The organism is Bradyrhizobium sp. CW1, from assembly GCF_023100665.1.
GTDB classification, from domain to species: Bacteria; Pseudomonadota; Alphaproteobacteria; order Rhizobiales; family Xanthobacteraceae; genus Bradyrhizobium; species Bradyrhizobium canariense_D.
Genome location: NZ_CP064684.1, coordinates 587,172 through 600,680 on the forward strand (window position 1 = coordinate 587,172; position 13,509 = coordinate 600,680).

The 13,509-nt window shown below is 64.9% G+C and carries 14 protein-coding genes, 1 other RNA gene and 1 pseudogene; 6 read left to right on the top strand and 10 right to left on the bottom strand.

Annotated elements, in window-relative coordinates; translation table 11 throughout:
• The 7 genes from nudC to IVB54_RS02730 all read right to left on the bottom strand — a co-directional run bounded on the left by nudC (position 1) and on the right by IVB54_RS02730 (position 5,951).
• Positions 1-939, bottom strand: a complete 939-nt coding sequence (gene nudC / locus IVB54_RS02700) for an NAD(+) diphosphatase (protein WP_018453009.1) — start codon at positions 937-939, stop codon at positions 1-3.
• An 11-nt stretch (positions 940-950) separates the two neighbouring features.
• Positions 951-1,370, bottom strand: coding sequence for an HIT family protein (locus IVB54_RS02705; RefSeq protein ID WP_018453010.1), 420 nt, complete (start codon positions 1,368-1,370; stop codon positions 951-953).
• 275 nt (positions 1,371-1,645) lie between these two features.
• Complete coding sequence (locus IVB54_RS02710) at positions 1,646-2,773, bottom strand: muconate cycloisomerase family protein (RefSeq protein ID WP_018453011.1); 1,128 nt, start codon at positions 2,771-2,773, stop codon at positions 1,646-1,648.
• Positions 2,770-3,525: an SDR family oxidoreductase gene (locus IVB54_RS02715; protein ID WP_018453012.1), complete on the bottom strand. Its 756-nt coding sequence runs from the start codon at positions 3,523-3,525 to the stop codon at positions 2,770-2,772. Before IVB54_RS02715 ends, IVB54_RS02710 begins: the two co-directional genes overlap by 4 nt.
• Positions 3,525-4,322: an amino acid ABC transporter ATP-binding protein gene (locus IVB54_RS02720; RefSeq protein ID WP_018453013.1), complete on the bottom strand. Its 798-nt coding sequence runs from the start codon at positions 4,320-4,322 to the stop codon at positions 3,525-3,527. The genes IVB54_RS02715 and IVB54_RS02720 overlap by 1 nt, the downstream gene beginning before the upstream one ends.
• Complete coding sequence (locus IVB54_RS02725; RefSeq protein ID WP_018453014.1) at positions 4,319-4,981, bottom strand: amino acid ABC transporter permease; 663 nt, start codon at positions 4,979-4,981, stop codon at positions 4,319-4,321. Before IVB54_RS02725 ends, IVB54_RS02720 begins: the two co-directional genes overlap by 4 nt.
• Positions 4,982-5,105: 124 nt before the next feature.
• Positions 5,106-5,951, bottom strand: a complete 846-nt coding sequence (locus tag IVB54_RS02730) for a transporter substrate-binding domain-containing protein (protein WP_018453015.1) — start codon at positions 5,949-5,951, stop codon at positions 5,106-5,108.
• Between the two features lie 192 nt (positions 5,952-6,143).
• Here IVB54_RS02730 and ffs point away from each other — a divergent pair.
• The 5 genes from ffs (at position 6,144) to IVB54_RS02755 (ending at position 9,655) form a co-directional block, all read left to right on the top strand.
• An RNA gene (gene ffs / locus IVB54_RS02735) (signal recognition particle sRNA small type) lies at positions 6,144-6,240 on the top strand.
• A 94-nt stretch (positions 6,241-6,334) separates the two neighbouring features.
• The gene (locus tag IVB54_RS02740; protein WP_018453016.1) at positions 6,335-8,152 is read left to right on the top strand and encodes a DNA polymerase III subunit gamma/tau; all 1,818 of its coding nucleotides are present in this window, start codon (positions 6,335-6,337) and stop codon (positions 8,150-8,152) included.
• Positions 8,153-8,257: 105 nt separating this feature from the next.
• Positions 8,258-8,587, top strand: a complete 330-nt coding sequence (locus IVB54_RS02745; protein ID WP_007597704.1) for a YbaB/EbfC family nucleoid-associated protein — start codon at positions 8,258-8,260, stop codon at positions 8,585-8,587.
• A gap of 1 nt (position 8,588) precedes the next feature.
• Positions 8,589-9,191 carry a recombination mediator RecR gene (gene recR, locus IVB54_RS02750; protein WP_018453017.1) on the top strand — a complete coding sequence of 201 codons (603 nt, stop codon included), beginning with the start codon at positions 8,589-8,591 and terminating at the stop codon, positions 9,189-9,191.
• Positions 9,192-9,217: 26 nt separating this feature from the next.
• On the top strand, positions 9,218-9,655 hold the full coding sequence (locus IVB54_RS02755) for a hypothetical protein (RefSeq protein ID WP_026232439.1): 438 nt from the start codon (positions 9,218-9,220) through the stop codon (positions 9,653-9,655).
• 139 nt (positions 9,656-9,794) lie between these two features.
• Here the strand turns inward: IVB54_RS02755 and IVB54_RS02760 are convergent, their stop codons facing one another.
• The 3 genes and pseudogenes from IVB54_RS02760 to rmuC all read right to left on the bottom strand — a co-directional run bounded on the left by IVB54_RS02760 (position 9,795) and on the right by rmuC (position 12,810).
• On the bottom strand, positions 9,795-11,159 hold the full coding sequence (locus IVB54_RS02760) for an MFS transporter (protein ID WP_018453019.1): 1,365 nt from the start codon (positions 11,157-11,159) through the stop codon (positions 9,795-9,797).
• Between the two features lie 86 nt (positions 11,160-11,245).
• Positions 11,246-11,548 (bottom strand): annotated as a pseudogene (locus IVB54_RS02765) (GIY-YIG nuclease family protein).
• Between the two features lie 62 nt (positions 11,549-11,610).
• Positions 11,611-12,810, bottom strand: a complete 1,200-nt coding sequence (rmuC, locus tag IVB54_RS02770; RefSeq protein ID WP_018453022.1) for a DNA recombination protein RmuC — start codon at positions 12,808-12,810, stop codon at positions 11,611-11,613.
• 171 nt (positions 12,811-12,981) lie between these two features.
• On the opposite strand from rmuC, the gene def reads away from it, so the two are divergent.
• Positions 12,982-13,506, top strand: coding sequence for a peptide deformylase (gene def / locus IVB54_RS02775; RefSeq protein WP_007597693.1), 525 nt, complete (start codon positions 12,982-12,984; stop codon positions 13,504-13,506).
• Positions 13,507-13,509: the final 3 nt, after the last annotated feature.

Sequence of the window (13,509 nt, forward strand, 5' to 3'; positions counted from 1 at the left end):
TCAGCTCTTGTCGTGCACCCAGCGGCCGAGCAGGTGATGCGCAATCGCAAACGGATGCGGGCCGGCGAGCCCGTCAGGATGCGTCCGCGTCAGCATCAAGGCCGCCTCCTCGCGCGTGAACCAGCGCGCATCCTCCAACTCGGAGTGATCGACGACGATGTCCTCGCTCACCGCCCGCGCGCTGCACCCGATCATCAGCGACGACGGATAGGGCCAGGGCTGGGTCATGTAATATTGCACCTCGGTGCAGCGAATGCCGGATTCTTCGAAAATCTCGCGGCGCACCGCGTCCTCGATGGTTTCGGCGGCCTCGACGAAGCCGGCGAGGCAGGAATACATGCCCGGCGGAAACTGCTTCTGGCGGCCGAGCAGGCATTTGTCGCCGGCGGCGACGTGCATGATCACGACAGGGTCGGTGCGCGGGAAATGCTCGGCCTTGCAACTCGGGCACTCCCGCTTCCAGCCGCCTTCCTTCATCGCGGTACGCGTGCCGCAATTGGCGCAATAGCCGTGGCGCTGATGCCAGCTCACCATCGACTTCGCCATCGCGATCGCCGACAGCTCCTGCGGCGGCACCGCGCCCTGCATCGCCATGCCGCGCAGCTCGCTGAGGGCGTAGTCCTCGCGCCCGATCAGCTTCTCGGACGCGGCCTGCGACAGGCCCATCCCGAACATCGCGGCGCCGCCGCGCAAGCCTAAGAAGATCGTGCCGGGATTGGCGCCGCATTTCAACGCCTCGTCGATTCCGAGCAGCGCGCGCACTTTGTCGCCCTCGCGCTTCACCAGCAGTGAGTCGCGATAGACCACATAGGCGCGCGACGACGGCTTCTGCTCCATCGCGAACAGCTTTTCGTCGTCGCGGCGCAGATGCGCGGCGCGGTCGAGAATGTTGGTGACGAAGGCGGGTTGTCCCAGTGGAAACGAGTCGAATGCTGACATTTCTTGTTCTTTCAACCCAACCAGATCTTGCGGCGAAGCGCGCTGATGAAACTCTGCACCTCGGTGGCGTCGTGCGCCAAGGGCTGCATCACGCCCCAGACCGGCCGCGGCCAGGCGGCGTCACTGGTGCGGCGCGCGATGATGTGGACGTGAAGCTGCGGCACGAGGTTACCGAGTGCCGCGATGTTGAGCTTGTCGCATTGGGTGATCTCCTTCAGCGCGCGCGAGACGCGGGAGATCTCCGTCATCAATTGCGCCTGCTGCACCTCGTCGAGGTCGATGATCTCCACCGCGTCGGCGCGTCGCGGCACCAGCAGCAGCCAGGGATAATGCGCGTCCTTGATGACCAAGACCTTGCACAGCGGCAAATCGCCGATGTCGATAGTGTCCTCTTTCAGGCGGGAGTGCAGCGACCAGGCGGGTTCGGACATAAAGGTTTCCGGATGGCCCGATGGGATCGGGCATGGCGGGGCGGAACCCCTGAATATTTGCTGCGACCATACGATACGGAATCTGATTGGGGAAGGATGGCGCTCCGCAGAGGCGGCATACGCGATCGTCGTCCTGGACAAGCGCAGCGCCGATCCAGGACCCATTACCATCGGATTGGGTTTGGCGAAGATTCGGGGTTACCGACCTCGTGCCGCAACTTCTCTTTGGGGCAATGGGTCCTGGCTTTCGCCAGGACGACGGTGGGGGCGTGCCTTTACCCCTCCGCCAACACCCGCGCATTGGCGCGGACCGAGGCTTCGCTGACGCGGATGCCGAGGCCGGCACCGTCCGGCACCACGACGTGGCCGCCGCGATTGGCGACGCGCTCTTCCAGCACGTCCTCGGTCAGCACATGATGCGGCATGTAGAATTCGCAGCCGAGCGAGATGCCCGGCGTCGCGGCGATCAGCTGCGTGCCGGCGGCAAGCCCGATGCCGCCCTCCCACAGCGTGCCGCCATAGCCGGGCAGGCCCGCGATGTCAGCGATCGCCATGATCGCCTGCGCCTCGAACAGGCCGCCGGCCTTCATCAGCTTGATCGAGACGGCATCTGCCGCCTCGCGGCGCACCACCTCCATCATGTCGCGGCGGTCGAAACAGCTTTCGTCGGCGAGCACCGGCGTTTCCAGCGCCGCGGTGAGCTGCGCCATCACGTCGAGAAATTTGCGCGGCACCGGCTGCTCGATGAAGGTCGGCGCAAACTGCTCGATATCGCGCAGGATTTTGATGGCGCCGAACGGCGCCAGCGCCTGGTTGTAATCGACGCGTAGATCGACCTTGTCGCCGAATTCTTTCCGGATCGCCGCGAGATGATCGAGATCCTCGCGATGCGGCTTCACGCCGGTCTTGACCTTGTAGATCAAATTGCCGTCCGGAACCATCTTCCGCATGCGTTCGAGATCGGCGGCGAAATCCGGATCGGCGATCGAGAACGACAGCGGGATCGTGTCGCGTACGCGCCCGCCGAGCAGGTCGGCGACCGAAAGTCCCGACGACTTGCCGACGATGTCGAGCAGCGCCATCTCGATCGCGACCTTGGCTTCGGCATGTCCGACCAGCGCACGATCGAGCTCGGCCATCAGCGCGCGGATGCGGCGCACCGACTTGCCGAGCACGATTGGCCGCAAATAGATGTCGAGCGCGGCGAACGCCGCTTCCGGCGTTCCCGTGAACACTTCCCATGGTGCCGCCTCGCCCCAGCCGATCACGCCGTCGCTCGACGTGAGCTCCAGCAGCACGCGCTTCACCGTACCCTTGACGTTGCCGACGCCCTGGAGGCGCGCCATCTTGATCGGGCTCTCGATCAGGAACAGCCTGAGACGTTCGATGGTGGCTTCGGTCATGTCAGGCCTCCATTGACGTGCCAGACCTGGCCGGTGACGTAGGATGCTTTTGGGGATGCCAGGAAGGCGATGATCTCGGCGACTTCCTCCGGTCGCCCGCGGCGGCCCATCGGGATCAGCGTCTCGGTCGCGGCGATCTGCTCGGGTGTAAGCCGGCTTTCGCTGGGCTTGTCCTTGACGATCAGGCCCGGCGCGACGGCGTTGACGGTGATGCCCTCCCTGGCGAGCTCGACTGCGGTGAGCCGCACCAGCGCTTCGAGCGCGGAGCGGCTCGCGGCCGTCGCTGCAAAGGGCGCGAACTCCGGCCGGATCGCGTGAGCGACGAACGACGACACCGCCACGATCCGCGAATCTCGCCCTGCACGCAGCAGCGGCAGCGCGGCGTCCACCAACCGTGTGAACGCCAGCGCCGACTCGTCCATTGCCTTGCGGAACTGATCCGCCGGCGTACCGATGGCGCTGCCGCGCCGGGCATGGCCGCCGATCAGGATCAATCCGTCGAGCCGGCCGAAGGCACGTTGCGTAGCGGCGACGGTGTCGGTGGCCGCGGTCTCCTCGGCGAGATCGCCGAGGCATTTTGCGACGATCGCGCCTTGCGCTTCGGCTTCCGCCGCCGTGGCGTCGAGGCCGGCTGCGTTGGAGCGCGTGTGCAGCAGCAGCGCAGTGCCGGGCCCCGCGAGCAGTTTTGCGGTGGCGCGGCCGATGCCGCTGGCGGCGCCGGTGACAAGATAGACGCGATCGATTTCGGACATCACGATGCCGTTGTAACCGGCGGCAGCGCGCCGGTGCGGTGGAAATGGCTGAGGAACGCGCGCGTCGCTCCTTCCTGCGGATTGTCGATCACCTGTCGCGCCGGGCCTTCCTCGACCACGACGCCGTCGCGCATGAAGATCAGACGGTCGGCGACTTCGCGGGCAAAGGCGATCTCGTGGGTGACGATCACCATGGTCATGCCCTCCGACGCCAGCTGCTGCATGACGTTCAAGACCTCGCCGACAAGCTCGGGATCGAGCGCGGAGGTGACCTCGTCGAACAGCATCACGTCCGGCTCCATGGCGAGCGCCCGCGCAATCGCGACGCGCTGCTTCTGTCCGCCGGAGAGCGTTGCCGGATATTGGTCGGCCTTCTCTGCAAGGCCCACCTTCGTGAGTTGGGCCCGCGCCAGCTTCTCGGCGTCCGCCTTGGCCATGCGCCGCACCGTGACCGGTCCCTCCATCACGTTCTGCAGCGTCGTCATGTGCGGGAACAGATTGAAATGCTGGAACACCATGCCGGTGGTGGTACGGAATTTGGCCAGCGTCTTCACATCGGGGAGCTTCGTACCCTCGCCGAACGAAAAGCGGGTGTCGCCGACGCGAACGCTGCCGCCGTCGGGCGTCACCAGGAGGTTGATGCAGCGGAGCAGCGTCGACTTGCCGGAGCCGGACGGGCCGATCAGCGCCACGACGCCGCCCTTCGCGACATCCAGGCTGATGCTCTTCAAAACCTCGTTGCTGCCAAAGCTTTTGCGCAGCGCCCGGATCTCGATCTTGGAAGAGGTGTCGCTCATTCGCCGACCGCCAGTCGCTTCTCGCCGCGCCGGACCATGATGGTCAGGGGGATCAGGATCGCCGCATAGGCGACCGCGACGGCGGTGTAGGTTTCCAGCGGACGGTAGCTGTCATGGGCGGCGACCTGGCTCTGATAGACCAGATCAGGCACCGCCAGCACCGAGACCAGCGAGGTGTTCTTGAACTGGATGATCGACTGGTTCATCAGCGCCGGGATCATGCGCTTGATCGCCTGCGGCAGCACGATGCGCCGCATGCTCTGTCCCGGGGTCATACCGAGCGCGGCACCGGCTTCGGACTGGCCGCGGTCGATCGAGATGATGCCGCCGCGGATGATCTCCGAATAGAACGAGCCGCCATAGAGCGACAGCGCCAGCGCCGACGCCGTGATTGGGGTCATCTCGACACCCGCCAGGATCGGCAGCGCGTAATAGAACCAGATCAGCTGCACCAGGATCGGCGTGCAGCGGAACGCCTCGATGAAGGTGAGCGCGAGCAGGCGCACCGCGCGAAAGCGCGACAGGGTGCCGAACGCGCCGAACAGGCCGAAGACGAGGCCAAGCACGACGATGACCACGGTGAAGCCTACGGTGACGCCGAGCCCGTTGAGAAAGAGCCAGCGATAGCTCCAGAGGATGCCGAAGTCCCACTGATACATGCGTGTGTTACTCGTCGAACGCCTTGACCGCCGGCATTGTCGTCCGGGGCGATGCGAAGCATCGAGCCCGGAATCTCGAGATTCCGGGTTCGCCCTTTGGGCGCCCCGGAATGACAGTGGAAGACTACAGCGAAACGCCCGGCGGAATGTCCGCCTCGGTCACGCCCACCAGCTCCATGTTGGTGATGATGGCGTTGCGAATGAAGCCGAGGCCTTTGTTGAAGTCGATCCAGGTGTTGACGTAGTCGCGCCAGGTCTTGTCGGTCTCGCGGCGGAAGCCGGCGTTCGACGTTGTAGCAAAGATCGGCGTCGGCAGCACGAACTGGCCCAGCGAGGGATTTTTCTTCAGCACCGTGAGCGACAGCATGGTGATCAGGCACTGCGCGTCGACGCGGCCGGTCTGGAGCGCGGCGGTGGCGTCGTCGGCGGTCTTCAGCCGCGAGATCTGCGCCTTCGGCGTCAGGCGGCTCACGACTTGGTCGTGCGAGGAGCCCTGGTCGACCGCGATCTTGATGTCGGGCGAGTTCAGCTCGGCCCAGCTCTTCGGCTTGAAGTCCTTCTTGCAGAGGATGCCGAAGGCGTTGTTGAAGACCGGCACCGAGAAGTCGACCACCAGCGCGCGCTTCGGGGTCGGGTTGAGGCCGAAGAAGATGTCGATCTTGTTGGACTGCAGGTCGAGCACCGAATTGCCCCAGGTGGTCTCGGTGATCTCGAGCTCGGCCTCCATGTCCTCGGCGAGCGCCTTGGCGATGTCGACGTAAAAGCCTTTCCACTGGCCGGTCGAAAGATCCTTCATGTAATAGGGCGCGCCGCCGCCGACCGCGCCGATCCGCATCTTCTTGGTGCGGCGGATGCGGGCGAAGGTCGATTCGTTGGTATCGGCGGTCTGCGCCACGGCAGGGGAGGCCAGCGTCGCCGCGCCAATCGCGCCAAGTCCGACAATCGATGCAACATCACGACGTGTAACCATTGGGATCAATCGCTTTTCTGTTGGAAGAAGTTCCGGCAGCGTTCTTCCAAGGCGCCTCCGGCAGTGAAAGCACAGCCTATCGGCTGGGCAGACCAGGAATTGCCCGGATGCTGGGCAAGCCACCATGAAGCCGCGCCTGTTCAAGCCGATACCCGCTTGCTTTCCGGTCCTTTTGGCCCCAAATAGGGGCCGGGAGATTGGCGGTGGACGAGCCACTCGCCAACCGGGTCAGGTCCGGAAGGAAGCAGCCCTAACGAGGTCCGGATCGGGTCGCTCGTCAGTCTCCTACCTGTTTTTCCGAGCGAATTGCGCCGGCGGCTCGGGCCGCCAGCGCGCTCCTTTCCGCAAAGCCGGCCGAAAGACACTTCATTGCGGATCGACCGATGACCGACGCTGGCGCCCCTCCCAACCCTGACAGCGCCGGCCGGGCCAGCACGCCCTACCGGGTGCTGGCGCGGAAATACCGTCCTTCCTCGTTCGACGATCTGATCGGCCAGGAAGCCGTGGTCCGCACCGTCTCAAATGCGTTCGAGACCGGTCGCATTCCGCAGGCCTGGATTCTCACCGGCGTCCGCGGGGTCGGCAAGACCACCACTGCGCGCATCCTTGCCCGCGCGCTCAACTACGAGATGCCGGATGGCTCGGTGAAGGGCCCGACGGTCCAGATGCCGACGCTCGGCGTGCATTGCCAGGCCATCATGGAAAGCCGGCACATGGACGTGCTGGAGATGGACGCGGCCTCGCACACCGGCGTGGACGACGTCCGTCAGATCAATGACAGCGTCCGCTACGCGCCGGCCAGCGCCCGCTACAAGGTCTACATCATCGACGAAGTCCACATGCTGTCGACGGCGGCGTTCAACGCCTTCCTGAAGACGCTGGAGGAACCGCCGGAGCACGCCAAGTTCGTGTTCGCAACGACCGAGATCCGCAAGGTTCCGGTCACGGTGCTGTCGCGCTGCCAGCGTTTTGACCTGCGCCGCGTCGAGGCCGACGTGCTGATGAAGCATCTGGCCAACATCGCGGCCAAGGAAAACGTCGAGATCGAGCCCGAAGCACTAGGTATCATCGCACGCGCCGCGGAAGGCTCGGTGCGCGATTCGCTCTCGCTGCTCGATCAGGCGATCGCGCATGCGGCAGGCACCGTGAAGGCCGATGCCGTCAGGCAGATGCTGGGGCTCGCCGACCGCACCCGTGTCATCGATCTTTTCGATTCTCTGGCGCGTGGCGACATCGCGTCCGCGTTTAGGGAGTTCCGCGACCAGTACGACGTCGGCGCCGATCCGATCGTCGTGCTCTCGGATCTCGCCGAATTCGTCAATTTCGTCACCCGCGTGAAGATCGTGCCGGCGACCGCCGACAACGTCGCCTATGGCGAGACCGAGCGCGTGCGCGCGCGGGATTTCGCCTCGAAGATCTCGATGCGCGTGCTGTCGCGGATGTGGCAGATGCTGCTCAAGGGCATCACCGAGGTGCAGGCCGCGACGCGGCCCGCCGCAGCCGCCGAGATGGTGCTGGTGCGCATCGCCTATGTCGCCGACCTGCCGACGCCTGACGAAGCGATCAAGATGCTGGAGCAGAACGGCGGTGGTTCGCCGGTCGTGAGCGGCGGCAGTGCCGCGCGCAACGCGCCGGCCGGGCCGGTGGCGTCCGCGGCTCCCGTTCGCATGCCGAATTCGTCACCGTCCTCGTTCGGCGGCGGTGGTGCTCGTCCGCAGATGGCAACACCCGCGCCGGATCCGCAAGCTGCCACGCCCGTGTTGCGCGTCACGAGCTTCACCCAGCTCGTTGCCCTGGCCGGGCAGAAGCGCGACCTCCTGACCAAGGGCGCGCTCGAAGGCGACATGCGCCTCGTTCGTTTCGAGGAGGGCCGGCTGGAAGTCGCGCTCGAGCCGAACGCCTCCAAGACCATGATTTCCGATCTCGCGCGAAAATTCGAGCTCTGGACCGGGCGCCGCTGGACCGTGATCGTCTCCAACGAGCCGGGCCAGCCGACGCTGCGCTCGGTAAGCCAGGCGGCCAAGCAGGAACATGCGCGCACCGCCGAGGCCGATCCGCGCGTGCGCGAGGTGCTGTCGCGGTTTCCGGGTGCGAAGGTCGTCGAGGTCCGCAGGCTTGCCCCCGAGGCGCCGGAATCCGATATTAACGCCGACTATGGCAGTGACGATCCGCCCGACGGTTCCGACGGCGACGATCTCTAGAGCATGATCCGGAAAAAGCGTGCAGCGCTTTTCCGACTGGATCACGCTCAAAACAATCAGCGAAGGCGCGACGATGAGTCATCGCGCCAACCAAGGACAGCACCGATGGTCGATATTTTCGGCATGATGAAGCAGGCGCAGCAGCTGCAATCCAAGATGCAGGAGATGCAGGACCAGCTCGCCAACGTCGAGGTCGAGGGCATCTCCGGCGGCGGTCTCGTCGCCGTGCGCATGACCGCGAAGATGGACGTCAAGGGCGTCAAGATCGATCCTTCGCTGATGAAGGCGGAAGAGCGCGAGGTGCTCGAGGATCTGCTCGTCACCGCCTTCGGCGAGGCCCGCCGCAAGGCGGAAGCCGCCATGCAGGAGAAGATGCAGTCGCTCACCGGCGGGCTCGGTCTGCCGCCGGGGCTGTCGGGGCTGTTCGGCCAGTAGGATGGGCGCTGTTGCGGGTCCTGAAATCGAGCGGCTGGTCCAGCTTCTCGCGCGGCTGCCGGGCCTCGGTCCGCGCTCGGCGCGGCGCGCCGCGTTGCATCTGATCAAGAAGCGCGAAGCGCTGATGATACCGCTGTCCTCGGCCATGCAGGTCGCGCTCGAGAAGGTCCAGGTCTGCAAGACCTGCGGCAACATCGACACGCAAAGTCCCTGCACGGTCTGCACCGATCCGAGGCGCGACCCCTCGATCATCGTCGTCGTCGCCGACGTTGCCGATCTCTGGGCGCTGGAACGGGCCAATGCCACTCAAGGGCGCTATCACGTGCTGGGTGCGACATTGTCGCCGCTCGACGGCGTCGGCCCGCAGGACCTCACCATCGAGGCGCTGGTCGCGCGCGCGCATGAGGCACAGGTGCATGAGGTCATCCTGGCGCTGAATGCCACCGTCGACGGCCAGACCACGGCACATTACATCACCGACCTGCTTCAGGACGCCAACGTAAAAGTAACCCGGCTCGCCCATGGTGTGCCGGTCGGCGGCGAGCTTGATTATCTCGATGAAGGTACGCTATCGGCCGCGATGCGGCAGCGCACCCTGTTCTAGCCATCCAGACTTACGGAACGGACGACATGACGAAACTTTTCGCCACACGATGGGCTTTGGTCGCGACGCTGACGATGCTGGCGACGCCGGCCATCTCCGCGCAACAGGACGACGGGGCTCCGCCGCCGTCGAAGCCCGGCAAGCCGATCAATGCCGGGGAGGTGCTGTCGGGCGAGCTGAACACGATGAAAGTGCGCGACGTCAAGAACGTCGGCAAGCGGGTTGCGACCTACCAGATCACCTCCGAGCCGCGCCGACTGCCGCCGCCGAGCGGGCTGTGCAATCTCGAGACCGGACCCGAAACCTTCCAGCTCGTTCCCAGCGGCGACGCGCAGGCAGCGCAGCTGAAGACGTTTGCCGGCAAGGAGATCTCGGTCAAGGTCGACGAAGTCGCCTGCGCCAGCGATCCCGGCCAGATGAGCGAGGCCGTGATCACGAAATGGAGCCTGATCAAGAAGCAGTAGGGGGCGCCCCGTTTGCTCGCCACACATATAAGCGCATCTGTTTTTCGTCATGCCCGGGCTCGTCCCGGGCATCCACGTTTTTGGCGCCGCGTAGCAAGGCGTGGATGGCCGGGACAAGCCCGGCCATGACGGCGTTGCGCTAAACCCGCACCGGCCCCAGCGCATCAAAATGCCCGCGCTTCTGCAACCAGGCCAGCAGCACCAGGCTCGGGATCGCCACCAGCATGCAGATCACGAAGAACAGCGGCCAGCCGGTGGTATCAGCCACGAAGCCGGCGCCTGACGAGAGATAGGTCCGCCCCACCGCGGCAAGCGCGGTGAGCAGCGCATATTGCGTCGCCGTGTGCAGCGGGTTCTGGCAGAGCGCCGAAAGATAGGCGACGAAGATCACCGTGCCGATGGCGCTGGTGAAGTTCTCACAGGTGATGGCGAAGGCGAGCGCCCATTGGCTGGTGCCGACGAAGGCCAGCCAGGAGAAGGAGAGGTTCGCGAGCGCCTGCACCACGCCGCCGATCCAGAGGCTGGTCGCAAGCGAATAGCGCCGCGCGACGAAGCCGCCGGCAAAGCCGCCGATCAGAGTCGCAGCAAGGCCCACGCCCTTCACGATCGCCGCATAGTCGTTGCGGGAGAAGCCGAGGTCGATCACGAACGGCGCGGTCATCGTGCCGGAAAAGGCATCGGTGAACTTGAACAGCACGACGAAGGCGAGTGCCGCAAGCGCGTCCTTGCGCGTCAGGAATTCCGAGAAGGCGCCGATTGCCGCGTGCAGCACGCGCGCGAGCGCGGTCTGCGTCTGCGTCGCGGCTTCCGCCCGCAATGACTGCTCGGGCTCGGTCGCGACCAGCGCCGTGATCGTCCCGATCAGGACCATCGCCGCCATCACCACATAGCCCCACATCCAGGCGGACGTGCGGGTGATGCCGGTGCTCTCGAAGCCGGAGACGATGAACAGCGCGCCGGCGGTCGAGACCAGCATGCCGATGCGATAGGCCGCGACATAGGACGCCATGCCGGCGGCCTGCTCGCTCTCCGGCAGGCTCTCGACGCGGAAGGCGTCGACCACGATGTCCTGCGTCGACGAGGCCGTCGCCACCAGCAATGCGCCGAGCGCGACGTAGAACGGCGAGCGCGCGGGATCGGTCAGCGCCAGCAGCAGGATCGCTGCGATCAGCAGCAATTGCGAGAACAGCAGCCAGCCGCGGCGCCGCCCGAAGGCGCGCGTGAACAGCGGCACATGCATCGCATCGACCAGCGGCGCCCAAAGGAATTTCAGCGTGTAGGGCGTGCCGACCAGCGCAAACAGCCCGATGGTCTTGAGATCGACGCCGGATTCCCGCATCCACACCAGCAGCGTCGAGCCCGACAGCGCCAGCGGCAGCCCGGACGAGAAACCGAGGAACAGCACGATCAGCACCCGCGGCTGCAGGTAAACGGCAAGGCTGTCACGCCAGGAGGTGGGGGCCGTGCCGGGGCCGGCAGGGGAGGTCGCGTCGGGTGCGGTCATGGGGTGGTGTTAGCAGATTCTGAGAGCCACAAGTGAGGTGTCGTCGCCCGGCTTGACCGGGCGACCCAGTATTCCAGAGGCCGGAGTTATGGAGGGCCCGCGATCTCCGCATAGAGATCGTTCCAATCGGGATTATCCTTCTCGATCAGCGCAATCTTCCAGGCGCGCGTCCATTTTTTCAGGCGCTTCTCGCGTTTTATCGCATTCTCGGGATCATCGAATTGCTCGAAATAGACTAGCTTCACAACGCCCTATTCCTTCGTGAAGCTCTCGACTAACTGCAATTTGTGTTCGGCCACACGGCGGATGAGATCGTTCGTTACGCCAATGTAGAGCGTGTCGCCCATCTTGCTGGCGAGAATGTACACGTAGTAGCAGCGCCCGCCCATCTGCCGTCTCTGGGATACTGGGTCGCCCGGTCAAGCCGGGCGACGACAGTGTGTTCTATATTCTACTCCCCCGCCTGGAGCTTCCTCGGGAACAACTCGGCAGCGCCGGTCGCCACGAGATGCGGGGCTTCGGGGGCATCGCTCTTGCTGAAATCGAGCTCTTCGATGCGCCCCGCGCGCTTCTCGATCTTGTCGGCGGAGATCAGGATCTGGCGGACGTCCTCGTTCGCGTCGGCAAAGTGCTTCTGCAATTTCAGCACGCGATCGCGCAGGCGGCCGAGGTCGTCGCCGAGCTTGATCACTTCGGTCTGGATCTGGTCGGCGGCATCGCGCATGCGCGCGTCCTTCATGATCTGCTGCATCACCTGGATTGCGAGCATCAAAAGCGACGGCGACACCAGCACGACGCGGGCGCGATACGCCTTCTGGATCACGTCGTCGAAACCGTCGTGGATCTCGGCGTAGACCGATTCCGACGGCACGAACATCAACGCCATTTCCTGGGTCTCGCCGGCGACGAGATATTTTTCGGCGATGTCGCTGACATGCTTCATCACGTCACCGCGCAGCCGCTGCGTGGCGATGCGCTTTTCCTCGTCGGTGCGCGCATCATGCAGCGCGGTCATCGCCTCCAGCGGAAATTTCGCGTCGATGCAGAGCGGACGCTGGTCGGGCAGGAACACGACGCAGTCCGGACGCTTGCCGGTCGAGAGCGTGAACTGGAACTCGTAGGCGCCCTTCGGCAGACCGTCCTGGACGATCGCTTCCATCCGCGCCTGACCGAAGGCGCCGCGCGACTGCTTGTTGGCGAGCACGTCGCGCAGGGTCGTCACCTGCGTGGTGAGGTCGGTGAGGTTCTTGTGCGCGCTGTCGATGATGCCGAGCCGCTCGTGCAGCGCGTGCAGGCTCTCCATGGTGTTGCGGGTCGAGTGCTCCATGGACTGGCCGACGCGGTGGGTCACCGAATCCAGCCGCTCGTTGACCGCGCGCGCCATGTCGGCCTGGCGGCCGGCCAGCGTCTGGGTCATGGCGTCGACTCGCCCCGAAGCCTCGCTCTGGGCGTGCAGCATCTGGCTGATGCGCTCCTCGAGCTCGTCGGCGCGGATGGCGTTGGCCATCGCGAGTTCCGCGCCGCGCCGCCCTGACCGCGCGATCACGACGGCAATCACGAGCAGCAGGATAAGGACCAGGGCGCCGAAGCCGATCAGCGCGTCCACGGTGCGCACCGGCCAGTCGCCAAGCATGAAAATGATCTCGTTCATGCCCCTGCTTCTAGCCGATTCGCTTCGAGACACGAACGAATAGCGAACATTTATGGTAAATGCTCTGTTAATTTTTATGGTTAACGAAACCTGAAGTTTTATGGTTAGCGGAGGGTTAACGGGGTTCCCGGCCGCATTGACCGCATCGAACGCGCGGCTTAAATCGCGGCCATGGCCCTCAGAGAAATCATCATCCTGCCCGACAAGCAGCTGCGTCTGGTCTCCAAGCCGATCGAGAAGGTCACGCCGGAGATCCGCAAGCTTGCCGACGACATGTTCGAGACCATGTACGACGCGCCCGGCATCGGGCTCGCGGCGATCCAGATCGCGCAGCCGTTGCGGCTGATCACCATGGACCTCGCCAAGCCCGACCAGGACGGCGAGACCAAGCCCGAGCCGCGCGTCTTCATCAATCCGGAAATCATCGCCTCTTCGGAGGACCTGTCGGTCTACGAGGAAGGCTGCCTGTCGATCCCCGAATATTACGAGGAGGTCGAGCGCCCTGCGAAGGTGCGGGTGCGCTACACCGATCTCGACGGCAAGGTGCACGAGGAGGACGCCGAAGGCCTCTACGCCACCTGCATCCAGCACGAGATCGACCATCTCAACGGCGTGCTGTTCGTCGACTATCTGTCAAAGCTCAAGCGCGACCGCGTGCTGAAGAAGTTCGAGAAAGCCGCCAAGCGCGCGGAGTGAGGT

Bases quoted from the DNA above. Each gene is read 5' to 3' on its own strand.
- nudC (WP_018453009.1), bottom strand. From the start codon at position 939: ATGTCAGCATTCGACTCGTTTCCACTGGGACAACCCGCCTTCGTCACC.
- IVB54_RS02705 (WP_018453010.1), bottom strand. From the start codon at position 1,370: ATGTCCGAACCCGCCTGGTCGCTGCACTCCCGCCTGAAAGAGGACACT.
- IVB54_RS02710 (WP_018453011.1), bottom strand. From the start codon at position 2,773: ATGACCGAAGCCACCATCGAACGTCTCAGGCTGTTCCTGATCGAGAGC.
- IVB54_RS02715 (WP_018453012.1), bottom strand. From the start codon at position 3,525: ATGTCCGAAATCGATCGCGTCTATCTTGTCACCGGCGCCGCCAGCGGC.
- IVB54_RS02720 (WP_018453013.1), bottom strand. From the start codon at position 4,322: ATGAGCGACACCTCTTCCAAGATCGAGATCCGGGCGCTGCGCAAAAGC.
- IVB54_RS02725 (WP_018453014.1), bottom strand. From the start codon at position 4,981: ATGTATCAGTGGGACTTCGGCATCCTCTGGAGCTATCGCTGGCTCTTT.
- IVB54_RS02730 (WP_018453015.1), bottom strand. From the start codon at position 5,951: ATGGTTACACGTCGTGATGTTGCATCGATTGTCGGACTTGGCGCGATT.
- IVB54_RS02740 (WP_018453016.1), top strand. From the start codon at position 6,335: ATGACCGACGCTGGCGCCCCTCCCAACCCTGACAGCGCCGGCCGGGCC.
- IVB54_RS02745 (WP_007597704.1), top strand. From the start codon at position 8,258: ATGGTCGATATTTTCGGCATGATGAAGCAGGCGCAGCAGCTGCAATCC.
- recR (WP_018453017.1), top strand. From the start codon at position 8,589: ATGGGCGCTGTTGCGGGTCCTGAAATCGAGCGGCTGGTCCAGCTTCTC.
- IVB54_RS02755 (WP_026232439.1), top strand. From the start codon at position 9,218: ATGACGAAACTTTTCGCCACACGATGGGCTTTGGTCGCGACGCTGACG.
- IVB54_RS02760 (WP_018453019.1), bottom strand. From the start codon at position 11,159: ATGACCGCACCCGACGCGACCTCCCCTGCCGGCCCCGGCACGGCCCCC.
- rmuC (WP_018453022.1), bottom strand. From the start codon at position 12,810: ATGAACGAGATCATTTTCATGCTTGGCGACTGGCCGGTGCGCACCGTG.
- def (WP_007597693.1), top strand. From the start codon at position 12,982: ATGGCCCTCAGAGAAATCATCATCCTGCCCGACAAGCAGCTGCGTCTG.